32 protein-coding genes and 3 pseudogenes are annotated in these 24,398 nt (G+C 58.4%); 28 read left to right on the top strand and 7 right to left on the bottom strand.

Features of this window, described 5'->3' with window-relative positions:
* Positions 1-6: 6 nt before the first annotated feature.
* Positions 7-825, top strand: a complete 819-nt coding sequence (locus KBY75_RS03575; RefSeq protein ID WP_255022988.1) for a glycosyltransferase family 2 protein — start codon at positions 7-9, stop codon at positions 823-825.
* Here KBY75_RS03575 and KBY75_RS03570 read toward each other — a convergent pair.
* Complete coding sequence (locus KBY75_RS03570; protein ID WP_255022987.1) at positions 816-1,766, bottom strand: glycosyltransferase; 951 nt, start codon at positions 1,764-1,766, stop codon at positions 816-818. The two genes, KBY75_RS03575 and KBY75_RS03570, sit on opposite strands and share 10 nt — an antisense overlap.
* On the opposite strand from KBY75_RS03570, the gene KBY75_RS03565 reads away from it, so the two are divergent.
* The 5 genes and pseudogenes from KBY75_RS03565 to KBY75_RS03545 form a co-directional block, all read left to right on the top strand.
* The gene (locus KBY75_RS03565; RefSeq protein WP_255022986.1) at positions 1,765-4,233 is read left to right on the top strand and encodes a glycosyltransferase family A protein; all 2,469 of its coding nucleotides are present in this window, start codon (positions 1,765-1,767) and stop codon (positions 4,231-4,233) included. The two genes, KBY75_RS03570 and KBY75_RS03565, sit on opposite strands and share 2 nt — an antisense overlap.
* Positions 4,230-5,123 carry a beta/gamma crystallin family protein gene (locus KBY75_RS03560; protein ID WP_255022985.1) on the top strand — a complete coding sequence of 298 codons (894 nt, stop codon included), beginning with the start codon at positions 4,230-4,232 and terminating at the stop codon, positions 5,121-5,123. Before KBY75_RS03565 ends, KBY75_RS03560 begins: the two co-directional genes overlap by 4 nt.
* Before the next feature lie 348 nt (positions 5,124-5,471).
* Complete coding sequence (locus tag KBY75_RS03555; RefSeq protein WP_255022984.1) at positions 5,472-5,885, top strand: nucleotidyltransferase substrate binding protein; 414 nt, start codon at positions 5,472-5,474, stop codon at positions 5,883-5,885.
* Complete coding sequence (locus KBY75_RS03550) at positions 5,882-6,118, top strand: nucleotidyltransferase domain-containing protein (RefSeq protein WP_255022983.1); 237 nt, start codon at positions 5,882-5,884, stop codon at positions 6,116-6,118. Before KBY75_RS03555 ends, KBY75_RS03550 begins: the two co-directional genes overlap by 4 nt.
* A 97-nt stretch (positions 6,119-6,215) precedes the next feature.
* Positions 6,216-6,506 (top strand): annotated as a pseudogene (locus tag KBY75_RS03545) (GDP-mannose 4,6-dehydratase); the annotation flags it as partial.
* Positions 6,507-6,551: 45 nt separating this feature from the next.
* Here the strand turns inward: KBY75_RS03545 and KBY75_RS03540 are convergent.
* Together KBY75_RS03540 and KBY75_RS03535 are read right to left on the bottom strand one after the other, a co-directional pair.
* Positions 6,552-6,956 carry a type II toxin-antitoxin system VapC family toxin gene (locus KBY75_RS03540; protein WP_255022982.1) on the bottom strand — a complete coding sequence of 135 codons (405 nt, stop codon included), beginning with the start codon at positions 6,954-6,956 and terminating at the stop codon, positions 6,552-6,554.
* Positions 6,953-7,216 carry a type II toxin-antitoxin system Phd/YefM family antitoxin gene (locus tag KBY75_RS03535; protein ID WP_255022981.1) on the bottom strand — a complete coding sequence of 88 codons (264 nt, stop codon included), beginning with the start codon at positions 7,214-7,216 and terminating at the stop codon, positions 6,953-6,955. The genes KBY75_RS03540 and KBY75_RS03535 overlap by 4 nt, the downstream gene beginning before the upstream one ends.
* 87 nt (positions 7,217-7,303) lie before the next feature.
* Here KBY75_RS03535 and KBY75_RS03530 point away from each other — a divergent pair.
* Positions 7,304-7,408 (top strand): annotated as a pseudogene (locus tag KBY75_RS03530) (GDP-L-fucose synthase); the annotation flags it as partial.
* A 64-nt stretch (positions 7,409-7,472) separates the two neighbouring features.
* Here KBY75_RS03530 and KBY75_RS03525 read toward each other — a convergent pair.
* The 4 genes from KBY75_RS03525 to KBY75_RS03510 form a co-directional block, all read right to left on the bottom strand.
* Entirely contained in the window at positions 7,473-7,664 is a 192-nt protein-coding gene (locus tag KBY75_RS03525; protein WP_255022980.1) for a type II toxin-antitoxin system VapC family toxin, read from the bottom strand.
* Positions 7,665-7,766: 102 nt separating this feature from the next.
* Entirely contained in the window at positions 7,767-8,093 is a 327-nt protein-coding gene (locus KBY75_RS03520; RefSeq protein WP_255022979.1) for a hypothetical protein, read from the bottom strand.
* A gap of 338 nt (positions 8,094-8,431) precedes the next feature.
* Positions 8,432-8,668: a hypothetical protein gene (locus tag KBY75_RS03515; RefSeq protein ID WP_255022978.1), complete on the bottom strand. Its 237-nt coding sequence runs from the start codon at positions 8,666-8,668 to the stop codon at positions 8,432-8,434.
* A 326-nt stretch (positions 8,669-8,994) separates the two neighbouring features.
* Positions 8,995-9,192 carry a hypothetical protein gene (locus KBY75_RS03510; protein ID WP_255022977.1) on the bottom strand — a complete coding sequence of 66 codons (198 nt, stop codon included), beginning with the start codon at positions 9,190-9,192 and terminating at the stop codon, positions 8,995-8,997.
* Between KBY75_RS03510 and KBY75_RS03505 the strand changes: the two genes are divergently transcribed.
* The 21 genes and pseudogenes from KBY75_RS03505 (at position 9,191) to KBY75_RS03410 (ending at position 24,385) form a co-directional block, all read left to right on the top strand.
* Entirely contained in the window at positions 9,191-9,418 is a 228-nt protein-coding gene (locus KBY75_RS03505; RefSeq protein WP_255022976.1) for a ribbon-helix-helix protein, CopG family, read from the top strand. The two genes, KBY75_RS03510 and KBY75_RS03505, sit on opposite strands and share 2 nt — an antisense overlap.
* A gap of 27 nt (positions 9,419-9,445) precedes the next feature.
* Positions 9,446-9,718, top strand: a pseudogene (locus KBY75_RS03500) (type II toxin-antitoxin system PemK/MazF family toxin); the annotation flags it as partial.
* A 251-nt stretch (positions 9,719-9,969) separates the two neighbouring features.
* Positions 9,970-10,158 (top strand): hypothetical protein, encoded by a 189-nt coding sequence (locus KBY75_RS03495; RefSeq protein ID WP_255022975.1) that lies wholly within the window; start codon positions 9,970-9,972, stop codon positions 10,156-10,158.
* 244 nt (positions 10,159-10,402) lie between these two features.
* Positions 10,403-10,645 (top strand): AbrB/MazE/SpoVT family DNA-binding domain-containing protein, encoded by a 243-nt coding sequence (locus KBY75_RS03490; protein ID WP_254937366.1) that lies wholly within the window; start codon positions 10,403-10,405, stop codon positions 10,643-10,645.
* Entirely contained in the window at positions 10,642-11,046 is a 405-nt protein-coding gene (locus KBY75_RS03485) for a type II toxin-antitoxin system VapC family toxin (RefSeq protein ID WP_254937367.1), read from the top strand. The genes KBY75_RS03490 and KBY75_RS03485 overlap by 4 nt, the downstream gene beginning before the upstream one ends.
* 252 nt (positions 11,047-11,298) lie before the next feature.
* Positions 11,299-11,433 carry a hypothetical protein gene (locus tag KBY75_RS03480; protein ID WP_255022974.1) on the top strand — a complete coding sequence of 45 codons (135 nt, stop codon included), beginning with the start codon at positions 11,299-11,301 and terminating at the stop codon, positions 11,431-11,433.
* 36 nt (positions 11,434-11,469) lie between these two features.
* On the top strand, positions 11,470-11,628 hold the full coding sequence (locus tag KBY75_RS03475; RefSeq protein WP_255022973.1) for a hypothetical protein: 159 nt from the start codon (positions 11,470-11,472) through the stop codon (positions 11,626-11,628).
* Complete coding sequence (locus tag KBY75_RS03470; protein ID WP_315859046.1) at positions 11,612-11,773, top strand: hypothetical protein; 162 nt, start codon at positions 11,612-11,614, stop codon at positions 11,771-11,773. The genes KBY75_RS03475 and KBY75_RS03470 overlap by 17 nt, the downstream gene beginning before the upstream one ends.
* The gene (locus KBY75_RS15435; protein ID WP_396097910.1) at positions 11,749-11,841 is read left to right on the top strand and encodes a hypothetical protein; all 93 of its coding nucleotides are present in this window, start codon (positions 11,749-11,751) and stop codon (positions 11,839-11,841) included. Before KBY75_RS03470 ends, KBY75_RS15435 begins: the two co-directional genes overlap by 25 nt.
* Positions 11,842-12,089: 248 nt before the next feature.
* On the top strand, positions 12,090-13,229 hold the full coding sequence (gene gmd / locus KBY75_RS03465) for a GDP-mannose 4,6-dehydratase (protein ID WP_255023023.1): 1,140 nt from the start codon (positions 12,090-12,092) through the stop codon (positions 13,227-13,229).
* Entirely contained in the window at positions 13,229-14,200 is a 972-nt protein-coding gene (locus KBY75_RS03460) for a GDP-L-fucose synthase (RefSeq protein WP_255022972.1), read from the top strand. Before gmd ends, KBY75_RS03460 begins: the two co-directional genes overlap by 1 nt.
* On the top strand, positions 14,197-14,898 hold the full coding sequence (locus KBY75_RS03455) for a hypothetical protein (RefSeq protein ID WP_255022971.1): 702 nt from the start codon (positions 14,197-14,199) through the stop codon (positions 14,896-14,898). The genes KBY75_RS03460 and KBY75_RS03455 overlap by 4 nt, the downstream gene beginning before the upstream one ends.
* On the top strand, positions 14,895-15,962 hold the full coding sequence (gene galE, locus KBY75_RS03450) for a UDP-glucose 4-epimerase GalE (protein WP_255022970.1): 1,068 nt from the start codon (positions 14,895-14,897) through the stop codon (positions 15,960-15,962). Before KBY75_RS03455 ends, galE begins: the two co-directional genes overlap by 4 nt.
* Positions 15,962-16,717, top strand: a complete 756-nt coding sequence (locus tag KBY75_RS03445) for an SDR family NAD(P)-dependent oxidoreductase (RefSeq protein WP_255022969.1) — start codon at positions 15,962-15,964, stop codon at positions 16,715-16,717. The genes galE and KBY75_RS03445 overlap by 1 nt, the downstream gene beginning before the upstream one ends.
* A gap of 5 nt (positions 16,718-16,722) precedes the next feature.
* The gene (locus tag KBY75_RS03440) at positions 16,723-17,670 is read left to right on the top strand and encodes a phosphoglycerate dehydrogenase (protein ID WP_255022968.1); all 948 of its coding nucleotides are present in this window, start codon (positions 16,723-16,725) and stop codon (positions 17,668-17,670) included.
* A complete protein-coding gene (locus KBY75_RS03435) occupies positions 17,667-18,446 on the top strand; it encodes an MBL fold metallo-hydrolase (protein WP_255022967.1) in 780 nt (259 codons plus the stop codon). Before KBY75_RS03440 ends, KBY75_RS03435 begins: the two co-directional genes overlap by 4 nt.
* Positions 18,443-19,372: a glycosyltransferase family 2 protein gene (locus tag KBY75_RS03430; protein ID WP_255022966.1), complete on the top strand. Its 930-nt coding sequence runs from the start codon at positions 18,443-18,445 to the stop codon at positions 19,370-19,372. The genes KBY75_RS03435 and KBY75_RS03430 overlap by 4 nt, the downstream gene beginning before the upstream one ends.
* Complete coding sequence (locus KBY75_RS03425) at positions 19,369-20,082, top strand: acylneuraminate cytidylyltransferase family protein (protein ID WP_255022965.1); 714 nt, start codon at positions 19,369-19,371, stop codon at positions 20,080-20,082. The genes KBY75_RS03430 and KBY75_RS03425 overlap by 4 nt, the downstream gene beginning before the upstream one ends.
* Positions 20,083-20,203: 121 nt before the next feature.
* On the top strand, positions 20,204-20,968 hold the full coding sequence (locus tag KBY75_RS03420; protein ID WP_255022964.1) for a bifunctional 2-polyprenyl-6-hydroxyphenol methylase/3-demethylubiquinol 3-O-methyltransferase UbiG: 765 nt from the start codon (positions 20,204-20,206) through the stop codon (positions 20,966-20,968).
* A 94-nt stretch (positions 20,969-21,062) separates the two neighbouring features.
* Positions 21,063-21,959 carry an FkbM family methyltransferase gene (locus KBY75_RS03415; RefSeq protein ID WP_255022963.1) on the top strand — a complete coding sequence of 299 codons (897 nt, stop codon included), beginning with the start codon at positions 21,063-21,065 and terminating at the stop codon, positions 21,957-21,959.
* A 5-nt stretch (positions 21,960-21,964) separates the two neighbouring features.
* Complete coding sequence (locus tag KBY75_RS03410) at positions 21,965-24,385, top strand: hypothetical protein (protein ID WP_255022962.1); 2,421 nt, start codon at positions 21,965-21,967, stop codon at positions 24,383-24,385.
* Positions 24,386-24,398 lie beyond the last annotated feature (13 nt).

The raw sequence follows: 24,398 nt of genomic DNA, 5'->3' as shown, positions 1-24,398 counted from the left end.
GGGCCCATGCGGCCCCGCATCGGTATAGCGATTACCACTTACAACCGCCGCGAGCAGTTGCTGCGCTTGGTTCACAGTTTGCGTCAGCACTGTCGAGATCAGGTTCACTTGGCGGTGTTCGACGACGGCAGTAGCGATGGCACTGCCGCTGCTGTTGCACCATTAGTGGATGCTGTGCTGGAGGCTCCAAACGGTGGGATACCCACTAATAAGAACCGAGCTCTGTTTTATTTCCTGGCGCTGCAGCCCGTTGATCAGCTGATTCTCCTTGAAGATGATGTAGTGGTGACCAGCCCGCGCTGGCTGCGCATCTGGAGTAGGGCAATTCATCGCCACGGTCATATCAACTTCAGTTCCACCCGCTGGCCGCGCAACAATCCTGCTTTTCATGGCAAGTTGCTGGGGGGAAAGGGTTCGGCTCGAAAGCCTGAACGCTGGAGCATCGTTTCTGGTGACTGCAGTGGTTGCGACACGACCGTGTTGCGCCGCGATGTGGGCTATGTGAATCCGTTGTTTCAGGGCTACGGCTACGAGCACATCGAATGGACGCGTCGTTTCCTGCTGGCGGGTTATGGCGGCCGCAAGCGGGGGGATCACCGCTGGAGCTACCTCTCGATTCCCCATGGTCTGGATTTTCAGCCCTCTCAATCAAACCGAGATGTGGAAGCGATTGCCCGTAATGCCGGTGTGATGGCCCAGCTCCAGGGTGCGGGCGGCTTCGTGCCCCGGCCCTGGCTTGATGCTGAAGGCAGGCGAGCTTTTCTGGCACCTTTCGCTGGTTGGTGGGGGCAACAGGCTGGTGGGCAGCGCTTGGTTCAGGCCTGAACCAGCTCGGCAAGCAGCTGGCGAGCGCGAGCTACGAAACTGTGCTCCTGCCTCACTGTGCGGGCTACCTGGCTGAGCAGCAGGGGCTGGGCGCGCAGGGCGGTTGCTAGCTGCAGGCTGGCGCGTGGATCGCTGCCGGGCCGATGGCACACCACGGCCGGCATCAGCTCCGGCGGGCAGCCTGGTGCCCCATCGGTGATCACCGGCACTCCGCAGGCCAGCACATCGAAGACCCGGTTGTTGAGGTAGCCGTAATCCAGCATGGCCTGGTGGTGGTCGTTGAGCACGGCCAGGGCGCGGCGGTAACGCGCCGGCAGCTGGGCGTTGGCGATGTTGCTGGCCTGGGCCTGCAGGCCCAGCTGCTCCCAGCCGCTGCCGATCAGCTCCAAGGGCAGGCCGGCCTGGTGGAAGGCCCGCACGATTGGCCGGCTCACCCCTCGGGTGTTGCCCACAAACAGCAGGCCCCCGCCGGCTGGCTCAGGACGACCAAAGTGCCAGAAGCTGGTGGCTTGTAGCAGGGTGCTGGTGGGGCGGCCGCTGAGCTTGGCAATGCGGGGCTGATCTTGGCCGCTGGCTACAAATATCTGGTCGTAGCTGGCTAGCTCGGCGGGGGTGGGATTGAGCGGCCAGCTGATCAGCCAAAGGGCTTTGTGGGTGTAGGGCTGGCGCTCTAGCCAGGCCAGGGGCGGGGCGTACTTGCCGCGCAGCACCAGCAGGCCACTCCCATCCGGCGGCGGCGGACTGCTCTGGTGGCTGTCGCGGCAGAGCAGGCGGGAGCTCAGCCCCAGGCTTTGCAGGCCGAGTTGCAGCCCGCGGGCGAAATGCACATCACCCCAGCCCGCCTGGGCGGCCGGATCGGCCGGCGCGGCGATCAGCAGGTCGAGGTGCCGCATGGCGGGCCAGCTGTGGCCACCTATTCTCGCCACTGGCCCGGCTGCCATGTCGCTGATCACCGCGCACCTGCCATCTCCCCAAGGGAATTCAATCCACCTGGGCCTCAACCGCTGCCAGCTGGTGCGCAAGCTCTTCGCGCTTCCAGCTGTGCGGCGCTACAGCTTTGCAACCGGCTGTGATCAGGCCCTGCTTCTGCGGGCTGACCCAGACCTCTGGCCCCAGCGGCTGGGGCCCTCCCTGATCGACCTGGAGGGCCAGCTCGGCGATCCGGCATTGCTGCTTGCCCTGCCTTTGGCCTGGAGTCGGGGCCTGATGCAGCTTGCAGAGGCGCCGCCGCTTCAGGCGCTGCTGGAGGCGGGCGCCACCCCGCTGGCTCTCGATGCCTGGCCCGAGCTCGAGCTCTCTGAGCAGCCCCAAGCCCAGCTGCTCCCCTCCGCCCTGGCGCTGCTGCTGGCCCCCTACCGCGCCCTGCTGGCCGCCGCCGAGCCCCTGGAGCCGGCCGCCGCCCTGCAGCTGTTGCAGCTGGAGCGCCAGCTGCGCCGCCAGCTCGCCGCTGGCTGCTGGCCTGCCCCCGCTGCCCTGGGCCGGCCCCTGCCCCTGGCCCGCTGGCTGGTCGCCCCCCCGGCGGAAGCCGCTGCCCTGCAGCGCCTGAGCGACCAGCTGGTGGCCTTGCTGCACCTGCTGCCGGCGGCCGAGCAGCCCGCCTACGCCCACAGCTTGCAAGCGCTGCTGCTGGCGGGTTTGGAGCAGGCCGAGCCCCAACCCTGGCTGCGGCTGCTGGAGGCGCTGGTGGGCGGGATAAATAGCCGCCAGAGCAAGCTGGTGGCGCTGGCGGCTGATTTGCGCCGGTCTGGGCTGGAGCGGGGCGCGGCCCTGGATGATCCCGGCGAGCGGGGCCTGGCGTTGATGCGTTTGCTGCAGGCGCCCTTGGCAGAAGAGCGGCCTGGCTGGCTGGCGGCCCTGGCCGGCGCCATCGATGCCCTGGTGCTGGCGATCGGTGTGGCAGCCGAGGCGGGTGAGCGAGAGCAGAAGCGGGCTTTGCAGCGCCAGCTGGAGGCGATCGTGCTCAGCGGCAGCACGAACCTGCCGCTGCTGCAGGCCCTGCTGCCGCAACTGGCGCCAGAAACTAGTTACCGCCTGCCCAGTTTGCTGCCTCCAGCTGCCTGCCTGGTGCTGGTGAAGGGGGTGCTGCTGCTGGGCGACCCGGCAATCGCCCGGCTGGATCGGCCCTGGCGGCGGGCCCTGCTGGCGCTATTGGAGCGGGGGCTGCCGCGGCTGTGGTGGCAGGCGGATCTGTTGCAGAAGCTGCTGCACGACCTGCGCCGCTTCCCCCTGCACACCACTTGGCTGCAGGCCGACAACGCCGAGCTGCTGCCGGCCCTGGTGCAGCTGCACAGCCGCGGCGTGGCGCCGCCACCGCCAAACAATGGCCCCGAGCCGTTGCAGCTGCGCCCCCTGGCGCCGGAGGAGTTGCCCGGCGAGCCGGAAGATCCGCGCCGGCTGCTGCGCCTGCAGCTCACCCTGCTGCTGCGCTTGGTGATGGGCGCGGAGGAGCGCGGCGCCCTGCTGCGCCTGGCCAGCGCTGCTGGCAAAACGCCCCTGCTGCGGCTGCTCGATGGCGACGACGAAGAGGCCCTGGTGCTGGCGGTAGCAGCCGGCCTGCCCAGCCGGGCGGTGGGCTTGGCGCGGCTGGCGGCGGAGCGGGCCGGCGTGCCGGAGCTACTGCCGTTGTTGCTGCCCCCTACTGGCGGCGTGCAGGCCGTGTTTGCCGCCTGCCTGGCCCAGTGGCGCCAAATGTTGCCGCCGGCGGCGGAGCGAGCAACTCTGCCGATCACGGTCCTGTTTACCTGCCACCGGCCGCGGCTGGAGCTGCTGCGCCAGGCCCTGGAATCCCTGGCCTTGCAGAGCGTGGCGGTGGTGGAGGTGCTGGTGGTAGACGACGGCACGCCGGAGCCCGAGGCGGCTGCGCTGGCAGCGCTGCTGGAGCAGAGCGCCGCTGAGCTGGATCTGCCGCTGCGGCTGCTACGCCAAGAGCGCAACCAGGGCCAGTACGCCTGCCGCAACCTGGCGATCGAGCAGATGGCGGGCGAGGCCCTGGCGATTCACGACGATGACGACCTCTCCCATCCCCTGCGCCTGGAGCTGCAGTGGCAGGCGCTGCAGCAGGGGGCGGCGGCGGTGTATGGCCGCCATGGGCGCCTGGATGAGGCCAGCGGCGCCCCCCAGGCCGATGGCGATGGTGGTGTCTTCTTCGGTGATGGCATCACCACCCTGCTGCTGCGCAGGGCTACGGCGCTGGAGCTGGGCGGCTTTTATTCGGTGCGCTCCCGCGGTGATGTGGACTTCCGCCGCCGGCTGGAGCAGCACTATGGGGCGGCCAAGGTGGTGCGGTTGCAGGCGCCGCTGTATCTGATGCGGGGCTCTGCGGCCACGGTGTCGTCGGCCTATGAATACGGCTGCAGCCTGGGGCTGCCCAGCTGGCGGCGGCTGATGCGGCAAGGGCTGTTGCCGTGAACAAGTCTGTTGCCATGGCTAAACCAGCACCAGTCTTCATTGGTCTCACCTCGATCCGCGGCCGCGAGGGCGCCCTGAAGCGGACGCTCGATTCCCTGCTGGCCCAGCAGCTGCCCGCCGATGGCCGGCTGGTGGAGCTGCATTTATTTATCTCGCGCGAGCCCTATCTGCTGGATCGGGGCTTTGCGGCCCTGCCTGGCTTTCTGCAGCGCCGCATCTGGAGCTCGCGGCTGGGGCCGGGCCTGCGGTTGCAGGTGCACTGGACGGCGAATTGGGGCCCCTACCGCAAGCTGTTGCCGCTGCTGGAGCGGCTGACGCCGGAGCAGCAGGCGCTTGATCCGCTGCTGATCACCGCCGACGACGACACCCTCTATCCGCGCGACTGGCTGCGGCGGCTGGTGGCGGCCCAGGAGCGCTGGGGCTGCGTGGTGGCCTTCCGTGGGCGCCAGATGGTGCTGGAGCAGGGCGAGGTGGTGCCCTATCGGGATTGGCGGGTAAACGACGAGCGGCTGCTGCAGCCCAGCCTGCTGACGGTGCCCACGGGCAAGGACGGCATCTGCTACCGGCTGGGCCAGCTCGACTGGCGAGTGCGCGATGTGGAGCGGGCCCTGGCGATCGCCGGCCATGCCGATGATCTGTGGTTCAAGACCCACACGCTGCTCACTGCCACGCCGAGCCTGCTGCTGCACCACAGCATGAGCCAGCAGTTCGTGGAGCTGAGTAGCCAGGGCGCGGCCCTCAAGCGCGGGGTGCCCGGCCAGCCGATCGGTCAGACGCTGTTTCTGTCTATTAATAAGCGCGGCGGCAATGATGTGGTGCTGGCCGATTGCCTGGGCTATCTGCAGGGGCAGATGGGTGGCGAGCTGGTGCGGCTTTGCAGCGCTGATTAGCAGGGGCTCGCTCGCTGTGATGAAGCAGGCCCGGCAATTCCCAGGGGCATTCAAGCCTCTTCTTTGCGGAGATTCAGATACGCCACCCAGACCAGGAAAAGGCTGGTGCGCATGGCGGAGCAACTTCCCTTCGAGCTCATGCACTGATCGAACGAATTGCTTGCCTGATCGAGCAGCGTTGCTAGCTCACATTGAGTCGCATTAACGCTGACTGAAGCCCTGGGCAAAGGGTTGGGCCGGTACTGTCCTTAATTACATACAGGCTGTACAGAATCAAGGACGCGTGAAAATTCAGCCAGCTCAGCGGGCGGCTGTTCTCCTAGCGTTCCAACCAGGAGGCCTGGGTTGATGGCAGAAGACATCCGCTGGCAGCAGCGCTTCAGCAATTACCGCCGGGCTCTGGCTCAGCTAGAGACCTTTGTGGAGCCGCCCAGGCTGAATGAACGCGAACAGCTGGGGATGATCAAGGCCTACGAATACACGTTTGAACTTGCTTGGAACACCCTGCGCGATCTGCTGCGCAGCCAGGGCGATGCCACCTTGATCGGATCGCGGGACACCCTGCGAGAGGCCTTTCGCCTCGGGCTGATTGAGGAAGGTGAAGCCTGGATGCTGATGATTCAAGACCGCAACCTCACCAGTCACACCTACAACCGCGCTACAGCCGAGGCCATCGCCGCGAATATCACTGGCAGCTATCTGCCGTGCTTCCAGCAGCTGCGCAGCAAGTTGGCGCAACGCCTGCAAGAGGAGACCTCGTGACAATCAGCCAAGCAGGCGTTCAGTCCATCCCCGGCATCCCCGAGCAGGCCCAAGCGCGACTGATCCAGTTGTTGACATCTAATCAGGAGCTGCAGGCGGTGTGGCTGTTTGGCTCGCGGGCAATGGGGCGCCATCAGCAGGGTTCTGACATTGATCTCTGCATCGAGGCCCATGTGCAGCGGGTGGGCCGCTGCCTTTGGAGGAAGGCCTGCAGACCATCGGTGAATGCTTAGGCAGCACTAGGTGGAGCGGATCAGTGGGTGAGCGCTCGAATTGATGCCTCAGCCTGAAGCAGTTGTTGCGCAGCGGTCGAGACCGCAGGAGATTCTCTACTGGATCACGGTGAACTACCGCGAGGCCTACGGGATGTATGCCTGCAATATCATTTTATTTAATCATGAATCACCGCGGCGCGGTGAGACATTCGTGACGCGCAAGATCACCCGTGGGCTAGCGCGGATCAATGAAGGTTTGGAAGATTGTTTATATGTGGGGAACCTTGATTCGCTGCGCGAATGGGGCCACGCCAGGGATTGTGTGGAGATGCAGTGGCGGATGCTGCAGCAGCCCGGCACTCCGGAAGACTTCGTGATCGCCACAGGGCGGCAGGAATCGCTGCGGGCTGAAGGGCTTCAACGTGGTGGGGTCGATGGAGGGCTGATGGCGCTACCAGAGCAAGCGGCAGGGAAAAGCCTGCAACGCAGGATCAAGGCTCACCAGGGTGAGACCGCTCAGTTCGGCCTGGGCGGCCAGAAGCCGATCGAATGGGTCTCGATGGCCCAGCTTGTAACCGCCGGCATGCAAGCCATGTAGGAGCGTGATCGGCAGCAGCAGAAACCCTTGGGCTGCCAGCAATTCAGGAAGATCCTCAAGCAGTTCTCGGGCCGCCGGGAGCTTGCCCAGGCGAATCTTGGTTGCGATCTCCCAGCCAGACGCCGCACTCACATGCACCCGGTTGCCAGGGTCAGCAATAGCCCCATAGGCCGCTGGCGAGAGGCGATCGGGCTCAGCCAGCCACCACAGCAAGGCATGGGTGTCGAGCAGCAGCTCGGGGGGATGGCTTTTGCTCACAGCAACGGCTGCTCCATCGCAGCAAGCTCCTCCTCAGGCAGCGGCTCAAGCAGCACCTCCAGAGGCGGCAAATTGAGTCGGCCCGTCAAGACCCCTGGAGCGCGGCGTGCATGGGGTGGTTCAAGCGGCACCAGCCGTGCCCAGGGCTTGCCGCCCTTGGCCACCACGATCGTTTCGCCCGCATGGGCTGCATCGATCAGGCGAGAGAACTGGGTCTTGGCCTCATGCACATTCACGATGCGCCCTGGCACAGCGGTCATGGACAGCCCCAATTGCAAGTGGCCCCAACAGGTTAGTCCGATTCTGGACTAAGCAGGAGGCCGCCGCTGATGCCGGGCCATGCAGCTGGCTGGATTGAAGCCAGCAACAGCTACCCGGCCGATTTCCTGCTGGAGAACCTGAAGATCCAGACCCATGTGATCGAAACGGCATGGCGCAGCGGTGTGCGGCGCTCAAGGTGGTGGGCTTGATTCAGAACCTACCCACTAATCCCTGGGGCGAGTGTGAGGTGCCCGCTCATGGGGCCATCACCTCCACAGGGCAGAGCAGGCCGAGTGCCCGGGCTGCACGGGCATCGGCGGTGAGCAAGGTGGTGCCCAGCTGTTCGGCCAGGGCCACGTAGAGCGCGTCGTAGGCGCTGAGGTTGGCCCGAAGCTCCCAGGCACGCGGCCAGCTCCAGGCGGCGCAGCACCGAGAGAACCTCGGCATCGATCAGGTCGGGGGCCTGGAGGTTGGCCTCGGCCAGCCGGGCGCGGGCTGTGCCATCGATCAGCAACGCATCTACCAGCACGGAGGCATCCACCACCACCATCAGCGTTCAGTACGGCACTGGCGCAGGGCCTCGAGAATGGCGCCGGGGTCGATGGTTGCCGATGGCAGCGCCTGGAGTAGTGCGGCATTGTCGGCACGGCGGGCTGTTTCGCTGAGCTCCTGCAGAGCAAAGGTGCTCAACGGCACTCCAGCGCGGTTGGCCAGCCGTTCAAGCCGCTCGGCCACGTCGTCGGGGACGTGGCGGATGTAGAGAGTGCGTGTAACAAGTGACCCCTGCTTGCTTTCTGCTAGCAGCCTAGCCAGCTCGCGGCTCTGCATTTCGCAACCCAGATCGAAGACATGGATTTGCCGGGCTATCGCCTGCATCAGCTCAAGGGCGCAGACAAAGGGCGATGGTCAATCTGGATTTCGAGGATTACCACTGATGACGCTTAATCACGGGACCCAGATGCACAACCCACTGCACCCTGGCGAGTTCATCTAAGGGGTTTATCAGGAGCCTTGCGGGCTCTTGGCAGGCCCGCCAGCGGCGGGATCTCTCGGCGCTGAGCCCGATGGAGCTCAAGGCTGCATGAAAATCCTTCTCACCGGCAGCTGCATGCTGCTCTTGAAGGTGGTTAAGACCGCAGGAGATTCTCTGCTGGAGGCAGCGGCCTGAGCTCAACCGCGATACAACTCAGCCATCCCTGGGCTGTTGAGCAGGTTCAATAGTCGCTGGAGCGTGCGGCGATTGCTGGCGGAGGGGTCGAGCTGGAAGGCAAGTCGGCCTCGATCAAGTCTATTTCGGAGTGCATCCAGCTGAGCAACGCGTTGTCTCTCTTCAGCTGCTCGATTTCTTTCTCGATCCGCTCGGTTTCGCTCCTCAGCTGCTTCGTTCTCTGTTCTGAGAGCTCGATCTGCATCTCTCTGACGGGATCGCGCCGCCAGTTGAGCATCGACAAAAACGAGCGGAAGGGAGAGAGCGATGAGCCAGACGCCCCACTGCTGGGGGAGTGGGAGCTGGCGGAGGGGGAGGTTGACGTGGTCATAGGAGGAGAAGAGAGCAATCAGGCCAACAACACTTCCTACAAAGGCTTCCAACAGGGCTTTGCCGTCGAATCCAAGCCGCCACCAGGACGGTGGCGAATCCAAATCTTGAAACTCTCCACTCACCCTAAACAGCCCGAGCTGATCACGACACCATCAATCATAGTACAAATGCACTGTCCAGGGAATAGCCGCTGTGTCCCTCCTTCTCCGGCGGCATGGCCGAGCTCGGAGGTGTCTGCTAGGGCAGGAGGCGTCGGCGCGAATTAGGATTGCCATCTCCGGCCAGCAGCTCAGCAACGCTGCGCTGTTCGACCTGCTTGACGCGTGATCGCCAGGGAAGCTGTTGTTCTCCCCGGTCACCGCGCGCGATCCGCTGAACAGAGCCAATGGCTTGCAGTCCTCCTATGTTGTTGAACAATATGTTGAACAACGCCATGGCGGTCGGCGTACGGGTTGAGCCTGAATTGGAACGCCGGCTGGACCAGCTGGCGATCAGTCTTGGTAAGAGTCGCAGTACCTGTGTGCGAGAAGCCATCGCCCTCTACGTGGATCGCTTCAGTGGGGGTGAAGAGGCCCTGCGTCAGTCGCAGCTGATCCGCCAGCAAGCCGGCTCAAGCCATTGGAGTGAACAGGTGCCCGATTGGTCTGACTGGACGGCATGACGGCCAAGTGCCTATTCAGGTAAGCCAAGGCCTGCGGTAGTGGTGCAGGCCAATCGCTGGTTGCAGGATCACCCGAGTGTGACGCTGTGTCCGTTGACGAGCACCCTGATTGAGGCCCCACTCGTGCGCCTCACCGTGCAGCCAACGCCGGGCAACGGATTGCGCAAACCCTCTCAGCTGATGACCGACAAGCTGTGCACGGTGCCCATGGCCGCGATTGGTGAGGTGATCGGTGTGCTCGAGCCGGCAGCGATGGCGGAATTGGATCTGGCCCTGCGCGGTTGGTTGGATCTGGGATAAGCATCCTGATGTCAACTAGGTAGGCGGGTGCTGGGGCGTAGCGCGGAATTCGTGTGGTGATATGCCCGATCTGCTGAGCAGAGCCAAAGGCTTTCCTGCACTCCTGAGTTGTTGAACAGAAGGTTGAACAACACCATGGCGACCAAGGCATGGCTGCGGTCACTGGAGGCGGAGGTGGAAACGCCCGCAGAGGCCAGGGCTGATGCGCACTAAAATGCGCATAGCTTTTTCGAGTTGTGGTACCTACCACCATGGAGCTTCCAGACCCGCTGTTTGCGCGCCTGAAGGCCCGGGCGGTCAGCGAGCGCCTCAGCCTGAAGCAGTTGTTGCGCAGCTATGTGCAGCAGGGCCTCAACGCTCAGCCTCGCGTGGAGGTGCCCTTGGTCATCTCCGGCCAGCAACTCAGCAACGCTGCGCTGTTCGACCTGCTTGAAGCGTGAGCACCACGGTTGACCTACCGGATCTGAATGTGTGGCTGGCGCTGGCCTGTCCCGACCGCAGCCATCACGGAAGCTGATGGGCGCGGCGGTCAAAACCTCAGGAGAAGCTTCCGCTCTGGTGGAGCACGACCACGCGCGCAATCCCTGCCGCCTGGCTGGTCGCCAATAGCTGGTTCAATGACCGCGTCATCCGCTCAGTTCACGCAGCCGCCTTACACTGGTAAGACGTTCGAACGATGGCGCTATGGATGCGCTGCTCACCCTGTCATCCAAGGGCCAGCTGGTGATCCCGGCACGGTTGCGTCAGCTATTGGGTTTACAGCCAGGCGATCGGCTGGCGTTGAGCCTGGAGGCTGATGGGCTGCGCCTGGTTCCCGAGGACCGCGAAAAAAGCCGCTCTGCCCGCGCCTTGATCGGCTGCGCTGGATACCAGGGGCCACCGTTGAGCTTGGAGCAGATGGATCCGGCACGCTTCGCCGAAGCATGAGTTTGCCTGTGGCGCTCGACACCAACGTGCTGGTGCGCCTGCTGGTGAACGACGATCCGGCTCAGGCTGAGCAGGCGGCAGCGCTGATCGATGCCAGCGCCGCCTGTTTTGTGCCGATCACCGTGGCCCTGGAGCTGGAGTGGGTGCTGCGTGGTGCCTACAAATTGTCTCGTGAAGCCGTGATCACGGCCTTTGAGGGACTACTCGCCATCCGCCATCTCCATGTGGAGCAGGAAGAGCTCGTGAGGCGAGCCTTGGAGTGGCACCGGCAGGGCATGGACTTTGCCGATGCGCTCCATCTGGCTCGAAGCGAGGGCTGTGGGGCTTTGATCAGCTTCGATCGGCAACTGGCCCTGGTGGCTGGGCGGCTGAACCTTCAGCCAACAGTCAAGAACCCTTGATCTGCTACTCAGGGTTCAGTACAGCTTGTACGGAATCGTTCATGCCACGACTTACCTACCGCTATCTGTTCCTGGGGCGCGGGAGAGGGATCTAATGACGACAACCAAACGCCGCAGCAAGCATCATTTGTTCTGCCCGGTCACCGCGCTCGCTCTGTTCCGGCTCGTTTTGTCAGCTATGACCACTGGCTGTGTGCCCGATCCGCTGAGCAAAGGCAAAGGCTTTCCTGCACTCCTGAGTTGTTGAACAGAATGTTCAACAATGCCATCACGATCAAGGTATGGCTGCGGTCACTGGAGGGGGAGGTGGAAATCCTGCTGGGTGATTCCCCACTACTGCCGACCAACCCGATGGCGGCCGAGAAGGCCCGCAGAGGCCAGGGGTGATGCGCACTAAAATTCGCACATCGCTCCCTGGTTGTGATGCGTACCACCCTGGAGCTTCCGGATCCCCTGTTTGTGCGCCTGAATGCCACGCCCGCCGGCTCCGGCTCGAAGCGTTCGGCGCACACCCTGCCCCGCGTAGAGGGGCCCTTGGCTATCTTCTGTTCGACCTGCTTGACGCGTGAGCACCACGGTTGACCTTCCGGATCTGAATGTGTGGCTGGCGCTGGCCTGCCCCGACCACAGCCATCACCGCCAGGCCTTGCACTACTGGGAGCAGCAGGCCTCTGCACCGATGCCTACCTGGCCGCCGTGGCGATGGCCAATGGATGGCGGCTGGTGAGTTTCGATCGCGATTTTGAGCGATTTGAAGGTCTGGAGCGGTTGGCTCTACTACGAGCACAGGCGTGAAGAGCATTTTCGCAGTCAGAGCTACCCCGCCGATTTTCTACTGGGGACCCTGAAGCTCCAGACCCATGTGATCGAAACTCACCCGCCAACACCAGGGTGAGCTCCACTGCCTCATGGGCCAAGGCAGCGGGGAGGCGAAGTCCCAGGTGGTTGCCCCAGCGCTTGATGGCTTGCCTGGAGATAGGAGGCAAGGGTTCTGACATTGAGCGCTGCTGCTGGCTGTGGGAAAATTGCTGTACATGGAGGCAATGATGAAAACGGCTCTGATCACCGGCATCACTGGGCAAGACGGCTCCTATCTGGCCGAGCTGCTGCTGGAGAAGGGCTACGCGGTGCACGGTATCAAGCGCCGCGCTAGCAGCTTCAATACCGCCCGCATCGATCACCTATACCAAGATCCCCATGAAAGTGATCCACGGCTGAGCCTTCACTACGGCGATCTAACGGACAGCACAAATCTGATCCGGATCATTCAGCAGGTGCAGCCCGATGAGATCTATAACCTCGGTGCCCAGAGCCATGTGGCGGTGAGCTTTGAGGCGCCGGAATACACCGCCAACAGCGATGCTCTGGGCACGCTGCGGATCTTGGAGGCGGTGCGGATGCTGGGGCTAAGCAATAAAACCCGCATCTACCAGGCCAGCACTTCCGAGCTCTACGGCCTGGTGCAGGAGATCCCCCAGAGGGAAACAACGCCTTTCTATCCTCGTAGTCCTTACGGGGTGGCCAAGCTTTACGCATACTGGATCACGGTGAACTACCGCGAGGCCTACGGCATGTATGCCTGCAATGGCATTTTGTTTAACCACGAATCACCGCGGCGCGGTGAAACGTTTGTAACTCGCAAAATCACTCGGGGACTAGCGCGAATCAATGAAGGTTTGGAAGATTGTTTATATATGGGTAACCTTGATTCGCTACGCGACTGGGGTCACGCCAGGGATTATGTGGAGATGCAGTGGCGCATGCTGCAGCAGCCCGGCACCCCGGAAGATTTTGTGATTGCCACAGGGCGGCAGGAATCGGTGCGGAGTTTCATTGAGCTGGCCGCCGCCGAGCTGGGCTGGGGTGCGATCGAATGGCAGGGCAGCGGCATCGAAGAAGTGGGGCGGCGCAGCAGCGGCGAGGTGGTGGTGCGGATCGATCCGCGCTATTTCCGCCCAGCTGAGGTGGAGACCCTGCTGGGCGATCCCAGCAAGGCCCGCGAGAAGTTGGGCTGGACCCCCACCACAACACTTGAGCAACTGGTGGGCGAGATGGTGGCGGCGGATCGGGAGGAAGCCCGCAAGGAGGCGATCCTGCGCCTGAAGGGCTTCAACGTGGTTGGATCCATGGAGAACCCGCCCACCAATCCTTTGGCGGTGGCCGCAGCTGGAGACAAGGGCTGATGGCTGGCCTGATCACCCCTCCCGACAGCATCTTTGTAGCCGGTCACCGTGGCATGGCGGGTAGCGCCATCTGCCGGGCGCTGCAGCGGGCGGGCTACAGCAACTTGCTCACGGCCAGCCGCGCCGAACTGGATCTGGAAGACGGCCCCGCCGTGCAGCGCTGGTTTACCGAGCACCAGCCCACGGTGGTGGTGCTGGCCGCCGCCAAGGTGGGTGGCATCCAGGCCAACAGCAACTACCCGGCTGATTTCCTGCTGGACAACCTCAAGATCCAGACCAACGTGATCGAAACGGCCTGGCGCAGCGGTGTGCGACGCCTGCTGTTTCTAGGCAGCAGCTGCATCTATCCGAAGTTCGCCGAGCAGCCGATCCGCGAGGAAGCCCTTCTCACTGGGCCGCTGGAGCCCACCAACGAGTGGTACGCGATCGCCAAGATCACTGGCATCAAGCTCTGCGAAGCCCTGCGCAAACAGCACGGCTTTGATGCGATCAGCCTGATGCCCACAAATCTCTATGGGCCGGGTGACAACTACCACCCCGAAAACAGCCACGTGCTGCCGGCGCTGATCCGCCGTTTCCATGAGGCCGCAGAGGCGAACGCCCCAACCGTGACCTGCTGGGGTACGGGCACGCCGCTGCGGGAATTCCTGCATGTGGACGACCTGGGCGAGGCCTGTGTGTTTGCCCTGGAGCATTGGCAGCCGGCCCCGGATCAGCTGCAGTTCCTGAACGTGGGCACGGGTGTGGACTTGAGCATCCGCCAGCTGGCGGAGACAGTGGCGAACGCCACAGGGTTCAGGGGTGAGATCACTTGGGATACGAGCAAGCCTGACGGCACCCCGAAGAAACAGCTGGATGTGAGCCGGCTGGCCGCTTTGGGCTGGCGGGCGCGGATTCCGCTGGCGGATGGGCTCGTAGACACGGTGGCTGCATTTCGCGAGCACCTCAGTGAAAATTTGGTGCGTTTGTGACCGGTCAGCAGGCTTATCTGAAGCCACGGCTCAACCGCTTCCGTGAGTGCCATCGCGGCGAACGGATGGTGCTGGTATGCAACGGCCCTTCCTTGAATCAAACCGACTTTTCTCTGATTCGAAATGAAGTGAGCATGGGGCTGAACAAGATCTATCTTGGCTTCAAAAGACTTCGTTTTTATCCGCGCTATTATTCGGCGATAAATCGTCGCGTAATCGAGCAGAGTGCACGTGAGATTCAACGCTTGAACTGTATCCGTTTTTTGAGGGATTTAGGAGCTGACAATCCCTTGCCTGAATCGGCTCTTACTTACTTGCTTCCTTCCAGTCCGGAGCGGCGATTCCATGAAAACTTGTGTGCTGGTTTCTTTGAGGGCTACACAGTGACTTTCGCTGCCCTGCAAATTGCCTTCTTCATGGGTTTTGAGGCGGTTGTGATCGTGGGTATGGATCATCGCTACTCATTTGAAGGGGCCCCTAATGAGCCCCGAGAGCTCTCTGGACCAGATCCCAACCATTTCGACTCCAGCTACTTCAGCGGCCACACCTGGGATAATCCTGATCTGGCCAATTCTGAGCGCTTCTACTCGATGGCACGGGAAACCTTCGAAGCCGCCGGACGGCGCATCATCGATTGCACAGTGGATGGTGCCTGCACCGTGTTTGAAAAAGGCCGGCTCGAGGAGGTGCTGCGATGACATCGATTCTGATCACCGGTGGCGCCGGCTTCATCGGCAGCCACACCGCCCTGGTGCTGCTAGAGGCCGGCCACAGCCTGGTGGTGCTCGACAACTTCGCCAACAGCTCCCCCGAGAGCCTCAGACGCTTGCTGGAGCTGGCGGGGCCAGATGCCGAGGCACGCCTCACGGTGGCAACAGGAGACATTCGAATCCGCGACGATCTGGAACGGGCTTTTGCTGCTGCTCCGGCCGGCCAGCCCATCGAGGCCGTGATCCACTTCGCCGGGCTCAAGGCCGTGGGGGAATCGGTGCAACACCCCCTGCGCTACTGGGATGTGAACCTGGGCGGCTCCCGCCAGCTGCTGGCGGCCATGCAGGCCCAGGGCTGCCGCACCCTGGTGTTCAGCAGCAGCGCCACCCTCTACGGCATGCCTGAGCAGGTGCCGATCCCGGAAACGGCCCCGATCAGGCCGATCAACCCCTACGGTCACAGCAAGGCGGCGGTGGAGCAGCTGCTGGATGATCTATCAGCAAGCGAGGCAGGCTGGCGCATTGCCCGGCTGCGCTATTTCAACCCGGTGGGGGCCCACCCCAGCGGCCGCATCGGTGAAGACCCGCGCGGCATCCCCAACAACCTGTTCCCGTTTGTGAGCCAGGTGGCGGTCGGTCGCCGTGAGCGCCTGCAGGTGTTCGGCGGCGATTGGCCCACCGCCGATGGCAGCGGCGTGCGCGACTACATCCATGTGATGGACCTGGCGGAGGGCCACCGCGCGGCGCTCGACACCCTGCTCTCAGAAGAGCCCCAGCTGCTCACCCTGAATCTGGGCAGCGGCCAAGGGCACTCGGTGCTGGAAGTGGTGGCGGCGTTTGCAAGCGCCAGCGGCTGCCCGGTGCCCTACGAGCTGGTGGCGCGCCGCCCCGGTGATGCCGCCAGCAGCGTGGCCGATCCGGCCTTGGCCGCCCAGCGCCTGGGCTGTCGCACGCGGCGCGGCCTGGCGGAGATGTGCCGCGATGGCTGGGCCTGGCAGAGCGCCAACCCCAACGGATATGGCACGGCCAACCCCTTGGAGGGTGGCGGCTGATGGCGAAAGCAGTGTTAGTCACCGGTGCAGCCGGAGGCATCGGCGCAGGCCTGGTGGAGGCACTATCTGAGGCCGGTTGGGCTGTGCTCGGTTCCGATCACCCATCCACATCTCCAGCCACCAGCATCCGCCAGCACTGCCGAGGCTGGATTCCCGCTGACCTGGCGACCCTGAACCAGGAGCCAAATCAACTAGAAGCCTTCAAGGCTGCTGTGCTCTCCGCTACAGAAAGTGCAGATGTTATGTCGATTGTGCATAACGCAGCCCTGCAACGCCTGGGCAGCTTTGAACAGCTCTCCGCAAGCGACTGGCATGAAACAATGGCAGTCAACCTCCTGGCACCTGTGGCGATCAGCAGAGCCCTGCTTCCCGAGCTCAAGCGCCAACACGGTTCGATCGTGCACATCGGCAGCATCCACAGCCAGCTCACCAAGCCTGGTTTCACGGCCTATGCCACCAGCAAGGCAGCACTGGCTGGGCTCACGCGGGCGATGGCGGTGGAGCTGGGGGGATCGGTGCGCGTGAACGCAATTGAGCCGGCGGCGATCGCCACGCCCATGCTCGAGGCCGGCTTCGCCGGCGCCCCTGAGTTGAAAGCCCAGCTGGAGGCCTTCCATCCCACGAGTGCCATTGGCAGCCCCGCGGATGTGGCCCGCGCCGTGTTGTTTCTGCTCGATCCAGCCAACCGCTTCCTCAATGGCTGTGTGCTATCGCTGGGCGGTGGTATTCACAGCCGCCTGCACGATCCCGCTTGAACCCCATGGCAGCCCATCGCGTCCTCGTCACCTGTCCGCCGATGCTCGGCATGTTGGAAGCTTTTGTGGCTCCAGCCCGGGAGCTGGGGCTGGAGCTGGTGCCCGAAGAGGTCACCCAGACCCTCAGCGAAGCTGAGCTGATCGAACTGTTGCCGCAGTTTGACGGCTGGATCATCGGCGATGACCCCGCTACGCAGCAGGTGTTTGAGGCGGGCCAACGCGGGTCGCTGAAAGCGGCGGTGAAGTGGGGCATCGGCGTAGACAACGTGGATTTCAAGGCCTGCGAGGCCCTAGGGATCCCGATCATCAACACGCCAGGCATGTTTGGCGGCGAGGTGGCCGATGTGGCGGTGGGCTATGTGATTGCCCTGGCCCGCCACACCGTGGAAATTGATCGGGGTGTACGCGCAGGCAGTTGGCCCAAACCGCGTGGCCTGTCTCTGGCCGGGCGCACGGTGGCTGTGGTGGGCTATGGCGATATCGGCCGCAACACGGCACGGCGGCTACTGGCGGCCGACATGGCGGTGATCGCCTACGACCCGTTTGTGGAGCCCAGCAGCCTGGAAGCTGGCGTGAGCCTGGCGGCATGGCCAGAGCGGCTTGGAGAGGCGGATTTTGTGGTGGTGAATTGCGCGCTGACCGCCTCGAGCCATCACCTGCTCAACGCAGAAGCGTTTGCGGCCATGAAACCTGGCGTAAGGCTGGTGAATGTGGGGCGCGGGCCTGTAATTGATGAGCAAGCGCTGATTGCGGCGCTCGCCAGTGGCCAGGTGCATTCGGCGGCCCTGGATGTGTTTGAGCAGGAGCCGCTGCCGTTGGATTCACCCCTGCGCAGCCATCCGGCCTGCATCTTTGGCTCGCACAATGCGTCCAATACGGTGGATGGTGTGGAGCGCACCAGCCACAAGGCAATTCAGCTTTTGGCAGATTTTCTGCAGGAGCCAACAGCATGAGCACACTCAACAAGGCCCGTATCGAGCACCTAGGCCAGACGGGCCTGAGAATCGACATCGCCGATCTCACAGTGTTGGTGGATCCTTACCTGAGCAATTCAGTGCAGGAGTTGGAGGCGCCTGATCTGGTACGCCAGGTGCCAATCCCATACCAACCCGAGGAGCTCACGTCTGTTGATTGGGTGTTGATCACCCATGACCATATGGACCACTGTGATCCTCATACGCTGCCGACCTTGTCTCAAGCCAGCCCCCAGGCTCGTTTTGTAGGCCCGCTTGGCGTTCGTCGGCAGCTCGAGCAGTGGGGAATTGCTCAAGAGCGGATCCTTCCTACCCCGGTAGCTGAGCTGGATCTGGGTGAGGAGCTCACGGTGCAAGCCATGCCAGCAGCCCACCCCAAGATCCGTCTCGATCAAAACGGCCAGCTCTTGGCTGTGGGTTATCTTTTCCGGCGCCAATATCAGAAACTCTATTTAGCTGGGGATACGGCCGTATGCGATGAGCTGCTCGCGGCATTGAAGCTCGCCGCACCAATCGATACAGCTTTGCTGCCCGTGAATGAGGATAATTTCTTCCGGCGACGCATGGGCATTGTAGGCAACATGAGCATCCGAGAAGCATTTGGCTTGGCAGCCGAAGTGGGAATTGAACAGGTGGTGCCAGTTCACTGGGACATGTTTGCCGTCAATAGCACGAGCCCAAAGGAAATCGAGGCGGTTTACGAGAGCATGTCGTGGCCGTTTGAGCTGATTGATGCGTCGATGATCCATCTATGACCAAGCCAGATGTCTCGATCGTTATTCGCACTCTGAACGAGGAGCGCTACTTGCCTGAGCTGCTCAGCAGCATTGCCAGCCAAAAGTCAGCCTTCTCGTGTGAGGTCATACTGATCGATTCGGGCTCAACGGATAATACCCTCACAGTTGCCAAAAACTACAATTGCCGGATTCTACATATCAGCCGCGAAGAGTTTTCGTTTGGCCGCAGCCTGAACCGTGCCTGCGAAGCAGCACAGGGTACCTATTTGGCCTTTATCAGCGGCCACTGCATTCCGTGTGATCATCACTGGCTGCAGAATCTTGTTCAACCACTTACACAAGGGTTTGTTCAATACTGCTATGGCCGTCAAGTAGGGGGGCCGCAGACGTACTGGAGTGAATGTCAGATCTTCGCCAAATACTTTCCAGAAGAGAGCTCGATTCCGCAACAAGGCTTTTATTGCAACAACGCGAATAGCGCTATTGCTGCTGATACCTGGAACCGCTTCAAGTTCAACGAAGAACTAACAGGCCTGGAAGACATGCATCTTGCCAAGCGCTTGGTTGCAGATCAGGGCAAAGTTGGCTACGCAGCTGAGGCCAGCGTCTACCACATCCATCACGAAGGCTGGAGGCAGGTGCAGAGGCGTTTTGAGCGGGAAGCCTTGGCTCTACAGCAAATTTGCCCTGAAATGATCTTAAGGCGTCGCGATTTCTTGCGCTATTTCAGTCGTGGCATAATCCGTGACCTTGTTGCTGGTTTGCCTACAACCTTGACCCCTAAAACATTCCAGCAGATCATTCGATATCGATACCACCAGTATGCCGGGAGTTATCGCGGCAATCACCTCCATAAAAGAATGAGCCACGAGCTCCGCGATAGTTATTTTTATCCAACTCCATCCAAAGGGCTGCCTCTAAGCAGCAGAATTTCTCCCGAATGAACAAGCCTCAATCCGAACGAATCGTGGCTCTCTTGCCTATGAAGGCTAATAGCACACGTGTTAAGGGAAAAAACTTTCGAGACTTCTGCGGAAAGCCGTTATTTCGCTGGGTTCTTGATACGTTGCTTGAGGTTGATGAAATTGATCAGGTAGTTATTAATACAGATGCGCGCCAACTTCTAGCAGAGAATGGCCTAACGGAGACGAATCGCATTCTGATCCGTGACCGCAAGCCTGAGATTTGCGGCGACAATGTGTCCATGAACCTTGTTTTAGCGGATGATGTGTCTAACCTCCCGGCAAACTTATTCATCATGACGCATACTACAAACCCTTTGATCAGCGCCAAGACAATCCAAAAAGCGATTGTTGCCCTCAAAGAGAACATGGCAGTAGGTAAAGCCGATTCTCTTTTCACTGTGGACAAGGTACAGGCCCGTTTCTATCGAGCCGATAGAAGCCCTGTGAACCATGACCCGGGCAATCTTGTCCCCACTCAAAATCTTGAACCTTGGTATGAGGAGAACTCAAATCTTTATATTTTTACACATGAAAGTTTTGAACTTACCAAAGCACGCATTGGCAAGCAGCCCATGATGTATGAGAGCCCACTCCATGAATCCGTTGATATTGATACTCCAGCAGATTGGAATTTTGCCAAAGTTGCCAGGGCGTACCTACACGAATTGAAATGTTCTGATAAGGTATAATCTATGCAAAACCATGGTCAAATGCTATTTAAGTGACTAACGTCATTTTAGCTCCGCCTAAATCCCAGGCTTAAACAAGAAACATCTTAGTTATCATTCATTCCAACCAATTGATTTTGTTATGTCTCAGCACGCCGAGGAAGAAACCCGTGGATTTCAAAAAATATATTCGAGAGATGGCTCGTCTCTGTTGGTTGATGGATGGTGGGATCCAAAAGTTATTCTTTCGATATTAGAACGATCAATTGGCTCTAACAATCAAGATTTTTGGCGCGGGAAGAAGGTAATTGATATTGGTGCAAATACATGTGGCCTTTCAGTAGAGATTGCTCGTAGAGGTGGAAATGTGGTGGCTATCGAGCCTGACATTAGGGCAACCAATCGCTATCGGCGCGTTGTCAAGGATATCGAGCCTGAAGGATTGAATATCGAAGTCCGCAATGGAGTTTTAGAGGATGTTATTCGGACTCAAGAATCATGCGATGTCATTTTGTTTCTTGGCTTGCTTTATCACTTTAAATATCCCCACTTCATTATCCAATCCTTAGCATCTTTGAGTCACCGATGGCTCTTCCTTTCGACCCAATGTACCGACAAAACTGGATTAATACAAGTCAATCGTCTGCAAGAAATGCCTGAACGCATGCGTGCAACAATGAAAGGGATGACTGGATGGCATCTCTCCCGAGAGCTACTTTTTCAATCTTTAGTAGAAGCAGGCTATAATAATATTCAAGAAGGAAGCGATCCACTTATTCATTTTTGGAATAAGCCTGCCAATGAAAAGCATATTACAAATACTACTTACGTTTGCGCCGAAAGAGATTCTTCTGATGGAGGGGCTAAAGATATATATGGAGATATGTTCAAATACTATCCAAGATAGCAGAATGCTTTGATTTCTCATTTCTCCCAGTTGCTTTACAACGGCTTAGAATCTAAACTTAATTCTTGATAGGAAAATCGCCGCTTCGACTACCATGCAGATGTTATCTTTAAATCTGAATAGCTTCGTCGGCATCATAGAGCATCTTTTCCGAGTAGATTCGTGTTTTGATTCTTTTGTTGATGGTGGTGCAGGCCTCGGTGAAACGGCTGAACAGATAATTAGAAGTTGCATCAGACCAAAGAAGAAATTACTAGCTTTCGAGCCAAATCCAGCCAATACTGCTGCTTTTATTAATCGATATTCTGATAAGATTATGCTTATACCTGAAGCACTAGGCGCATGTGCTGGGATTTCGTCTTTTCAGATTACTAGTACAACAATCGAAGACAGTAGTAATCCTTTTAGAGTTCCGGGAACCAGCTATGTTGGAAAATTAGCTGTAGATTCTTCGGATAACAATATTACAACAATTATGGTGCCTGTTGTCCGCCTCATCGACAAGCTAAAGGAATTCAATTTTAGTAAAATTGATTTTCTTAAGCTCGACTTGCAGGGAGGTGAGCTTGACGCGTTAATTGGTCTTGATCATATGCTTAGTGACACAAAAATTATATGGCTGGAGTTCACTGGGCAACCTGAATTGCTAAAGTTTATCTATGATGCAGGCTTTGTTGCCTTTGATACAGACTACCTGTTCGTTGGCGAGCCAAATGACTTGATAAAAGATCTATTTTGCATTACATCTCAGGGTGTCAATACTATAGGAAAAACAATCTTTTTTGGCCAAAGACGCCATCTATGGGATGACTATGAAAAAGTATTCGACTTTATGAAACGGCGTAGAAGATTAATTCAGACCGACCTCGTATTAGTCAACAATTCTTATCTAGAAATGTTTAACGATATTGCAGAAAGGTATGCCTCAAAACTTGACAATAAGATACCTGATTTGCTAAAAAAAGTTGTAGGTCATGATAGGCTCTTCTAGAAATTATGACTAGACGTATTCAACTCTATCCAGTTGTTCAATCCTTCGAGCAACTCCGTGATCTAATCGCTCGTGCTGCATGGCACTTTTCCTACCTAGAAGATGCTCAGCTATTTGTACCATTGGCTCCAGGTATTGGTGCTCCTTCAGATATCAAAATACCAAGAAAATTTGATCCCCAGGTGCAAAATGTATTAGATAGCTATCTGCCTAAGGTTAGATTCCAACTTAATACATCCGCAAGCGAAGCTTATAAATTGCTAGAGGTTGCAGACGTTGTATTGAAATTCATAGAAGGCGATAGCGATGTCGAGCAAGCCATAAAGCTGTGTAAAAAAAGAACCTTTAGAGTTGATTCAGAGAAAGTTCGCCAAGAGGGGTCATTTTATATCCAATGTGCCCACGAATTATTATATACAAAAGCAGAGCTAATTAATGATTGCCATAATAAATTCCAAGCTCTTATGCAACGTCTTGGCCGTCGTCCTGCGGCTTGGCTAATAGCTACGGGGCCAAGCGTTGAATCATACGCTAATCACGATTACGATGATGCGATAGTGATTGCGTGTAATAGTGTGATTCTCAATCAAGATCTGATGGATTACTGTAAACCATCGATCTTGGTATTTGCTGATCCAATATTTCACTTTGGAGTTTCTGAATATGCGGGAATGTTTAGGTCATCAGTTAAATCTCAGCTGGAGAAAACAAGCATTATCATTGTAGTTCCGTTTAAATACTATCCCCTCCTTCTTTCCTGCTTTCCTGAGCACAAGAATAGAATAATTGGCATACCTTTTGATGCGCTACTGCATCACAACCTTGATCTTGGCAAGAATTTTTTGGTTAAGGTAACTGCTAATATTCTTACACTGTTATTATTGCCATTGGCAACAACTTTCTCCCGCAGAATAAATTTGATTGGGTGTGATGGCCGACCTCTTGAAAATGATGAATATTTTTGGGGACACGGAAACAGTGTGCAGATAAATGACAAGATGAGTAATATTAAGGAAGTGCATCCTGGCTTCTTCGCGATAGACTACAACGAGTATTACTATGAGCATTGCAATACGCTTGCAAACTTGTTGGAGCAAGGCGAAGATGCTGGGTACCGATTTGCTCACCACGGCCCCTCGCATATACCAGCACTGCGAGATAGGCCAGCAGAGTATTTAAGTGAACCCCTAATACAAGCCCGTTCAAAGGCTGCTCAAAGGCGAGCAGGCAACGCTAGAGCTTGTGTTGTCATAGAGCCAGATGGTGTTGGCATGAGTGGTCATTATGTACGCTGGCACAACAACCTAATTGCAGAATTAAAGCACAAATTTGAGCGAGTTGACGTATTGTGTAACTGCAAGCAAGACGCCTCACTGTATTCATGCCCTGCACGGCCTACTTTTACATGCTTTAGCTGGAGCATAAGCCGTGCAGACTATTGTTTTTGCCGTGATTTTCCAGATTCACAGCAATTTGTTGCTTTTGTTAATGAGCTTTTGGGCGGAATAAAAGCACAACATGATCCGCTGCCATCTGAGCTTTCTCTGTATGTCTACTATGGCTCGGTTCAAATTCTAAAGGCGCTTCAGCTTGTTCGGAGAGAACTACTTCGAGAAGGATGCAGCCTAAAATCCTTTGTATGTCTTTTTCATGAATCAGTAATATTAGATCTAAGTCGAACTGAACCTCGCTTTCCGCCGAATGCTGCTGAGATCTTGTCTGAGAGCGTGGCACAAGTCGATAGTTATCGTATCGCTAGCGTTACGGATAAGCTATCCGATCTTGTGTTTGCCAAATTTGGCGTGGCAACCACAGTCTTTCCAAATCCGGCACCGAGTCTTAGCGATTCGGTAAACACTTCTCTGCTCCAAAAGAGCATCGTCAAAGGAAAAAATAAAAAAGAAGATCAACTCGCATCGGTGTTGTTATTAGGTAATCCACGCGATGAGAAAGGTGGGCAGATCTGTAACGAACTCTTAGAGCATCTGCGGCACTTCGGGGTTCCTGCGGGTCAGCGCTTTCTGTTCCGCGGTGCCCCGCCATCAGGAACGCCCCCTATCCTCGGTGTCGAATTTTTAGGTGAAGAGATTGACGATAAGACATATTGGCACCTTTTAAGTACTTCAGATGTCGCTATATTGCCCTACCTTGCGCCAGCTTTTACCTATCGAACATCTGGCATCCTAGCAGATGCACTCATTAGTACGTTACCAGTTATTGTTATAGGCGATACATGGTTGGCGGATGTTGTTAGACGTACCGGCTCCGGCTTGGTTGTGAATTACTTTAGCCCGCTAACATTAATTAGTGCGGTGAAAGTCTTGCTAGCCAATTATGACATTGTTCAGCGCAGGATTTCCAAGGGGGCTCCAGCCTATTTCGCTGAAAACACCTGGTCTGCCACTGCAGACTTGTCTATGCTCTAATACGCCAAAGAAC

This window comes from Cyanobium sp. T1G-Tous (assembly GCF_024345455.1).
GTDB lineage: Bacteria > Cyanobacteriota > Cyanobacteriia > PCC-6307 > Cyanobiaceae > Cyanobium_A.
Note: the sequence above shows the minus strand (reverse complement) of the source record. Positions and strands in the feature narration are given on the sequence as shown.

Coding starts and splice junctions, on each gene's coding strand:
- KBY75_RS03420 (WP_255022964.1), top strand. CDS start 20,204: ATGTCTCAGCACGCCGAGGAAGAAACCCGTGGATTTCAAAAAATATAT.
- KBY75_RS03510 (WP_255022977.1), bottom strand. CDS start 9,192: ATGGCGTTGTTCAACATATTGTTCAACAACATAGGAGGACTGCAAGCC.
- KBY75_RS03485 (WP_254937367.1), top strand. CDS start 10,642: ATGAGTTTGCCTGTGGCGCTCGACACCAACGTGCTGGTGCGCCTGCTG.
- KBY75_RS03490 (WP_254937366.1), top strand. CDS start 10,403: ATGGATGCGCTGCTCACCCTGTCATCCAAGGGCCAGCTGGTGATCCCG.
- KBY75_RS03520 (WP_255022979.1), bottom strand. CDS start 8,093: ATGCAGGCGATAGCCCGGCAAATCCATGTCTTCGATCTGGGTTGCGAA.
- KBY75_RS15435 (WP_396097910.1), top strand. CDS start 11,749: ATGGCCAATGGATGGCGGCTGGTGAGTTTCGATCGCGATTTTGAGCGA.
- KBY75_RS03445 (WP_255022969.1), top strand. CDS start 15,962: ATGGCGAAAGCAGTGTTAGTCACCGGTGCAGCCGGAGGCATCGGCGCA.
- KBY75_RS03525 (WP_255022980.1), bottom strand. CDS start 7,664: ATGCCGAGGTTCTCTCGGTGCTGCGCCGCCTGGAGCTGGCCGCGTGCC.
- KBY75_RS03440 (WP_255022968.1), top strand. CDS start 16,723: ATGGCAGCCCATCGCGTCCTCGTCACCTGTCCGCCGATGCTCGGCATG.
- KBY75_RS03495 (WP_255022975.1), top strand. CDS start 9,970: ATGGAGCTTCCAGACCCGCTGTTTGCGCGCCTGAAGGCCCGGGCGGTC.
- KBY75_RS03565 (WP_255022986.1), top strand. CDS start 1,765: ATGTCGCTGATCACCGCGCACCTGCCATCTCCCCAAGGGAATTCAATC.
- KBY75_RS03425 (WP_255022965.1), top strand. CDS start 19,369: ATGAACAAGCCTCAATCCGAACGAATCGTGGCTCTCTTGCCTATGAAG.
- KBY75_RS03505 (WP_255022976.1), top strand. CDS start 9,191: ATGGCGGTCGGCGTACGGGTTGAGCCTGAATTGGAACGCCGGCTGGAC.
- KBY75_RS03555 (WP_255022984.1), top strand. CDS start 5,472: ATGGCAGAAGACATCCGCTGGCAGCAGCGCTTCAGCAATTACCGCCGG.
- gmd (WP_255023023.1), top strand. CDS start 12,090: ATGATGAAAACGGCTCTGATCACCGGCATCACTGGGCAAGACGGCTCC.
- KBY75_RS03570 (WP_255022987.1), bottom strand. CDS start 1,766: ATGGCAGCCGGGCCAGTGGCGAGAATAGGTGGCCACAGCTGGCCCGCC.
- KBY75_RS03460 (WP_255022972.1), top strand. CDS start 13,229: ATGGCTGGCCTGATCACCCCTCCCGACAGCATCTTTGTAGCCGGTCAC.
- KBY75_RS03535 (WP_255022981.1), bottom strand. CDS start 7,216: ATGACCGCTGTGCCAGGGCGCATCGTGAATGTGCATGAGGCCAAGACC.
- KBY75_RS03430 (WP_255022966.1), top strand. CDS start 18,443: ATGACCAAGCCAGATGTCTCGATCGTTATTCGCACTCTGAACGAGGAG.
- KBY75_RS03415 (WP_255022963.1), top strand. CDS start 21,063: ATGCAGATGTTATCTTTAAATCTGAATAGCTTCGTCGGCATCATAGAG.
- KBY75_RS03480 (WP_255022974.1), top strand. CDS start 11,299: ATGTTCAACAATGCCATCACGATCAAGGTATGGCTGCGGTCACTGGAG.
- KBY75_RS03410 (WP_255022962.1), top strand. CDS start 21,965: ATGACTAGACGTATTCAACTCTATCCAGTTGTTCAATCCTTCGAGCAA.
- KBY75_RS03435 (WP_255022967.1), top strand. CDS start 17,667: ATGAGCACACTCAACAAGGCCCGTATCGAGCACCTAGGCCAGACGGGC.
- KBY75_RS03475 (WP_255022973.1), top strand. CDS start 11,470: ATGCGTACCACCCTGGAGCTTCCGGATCCCCTGTTTGTGCGCCTGAAT.
- KBY75_RS03575 (WP_255022988.1), top strand. CDS start 7: ATGCGGCCCCGCATCGGTATAGCGATTACCACTTACAACCGCCGCGAG.
- galE (WP_255022970.1), top strand. CDS start 14,895: ATGACATCGATTCTGATCACCGGTGGCGCCGGCTTCATCGGCAGCCAC.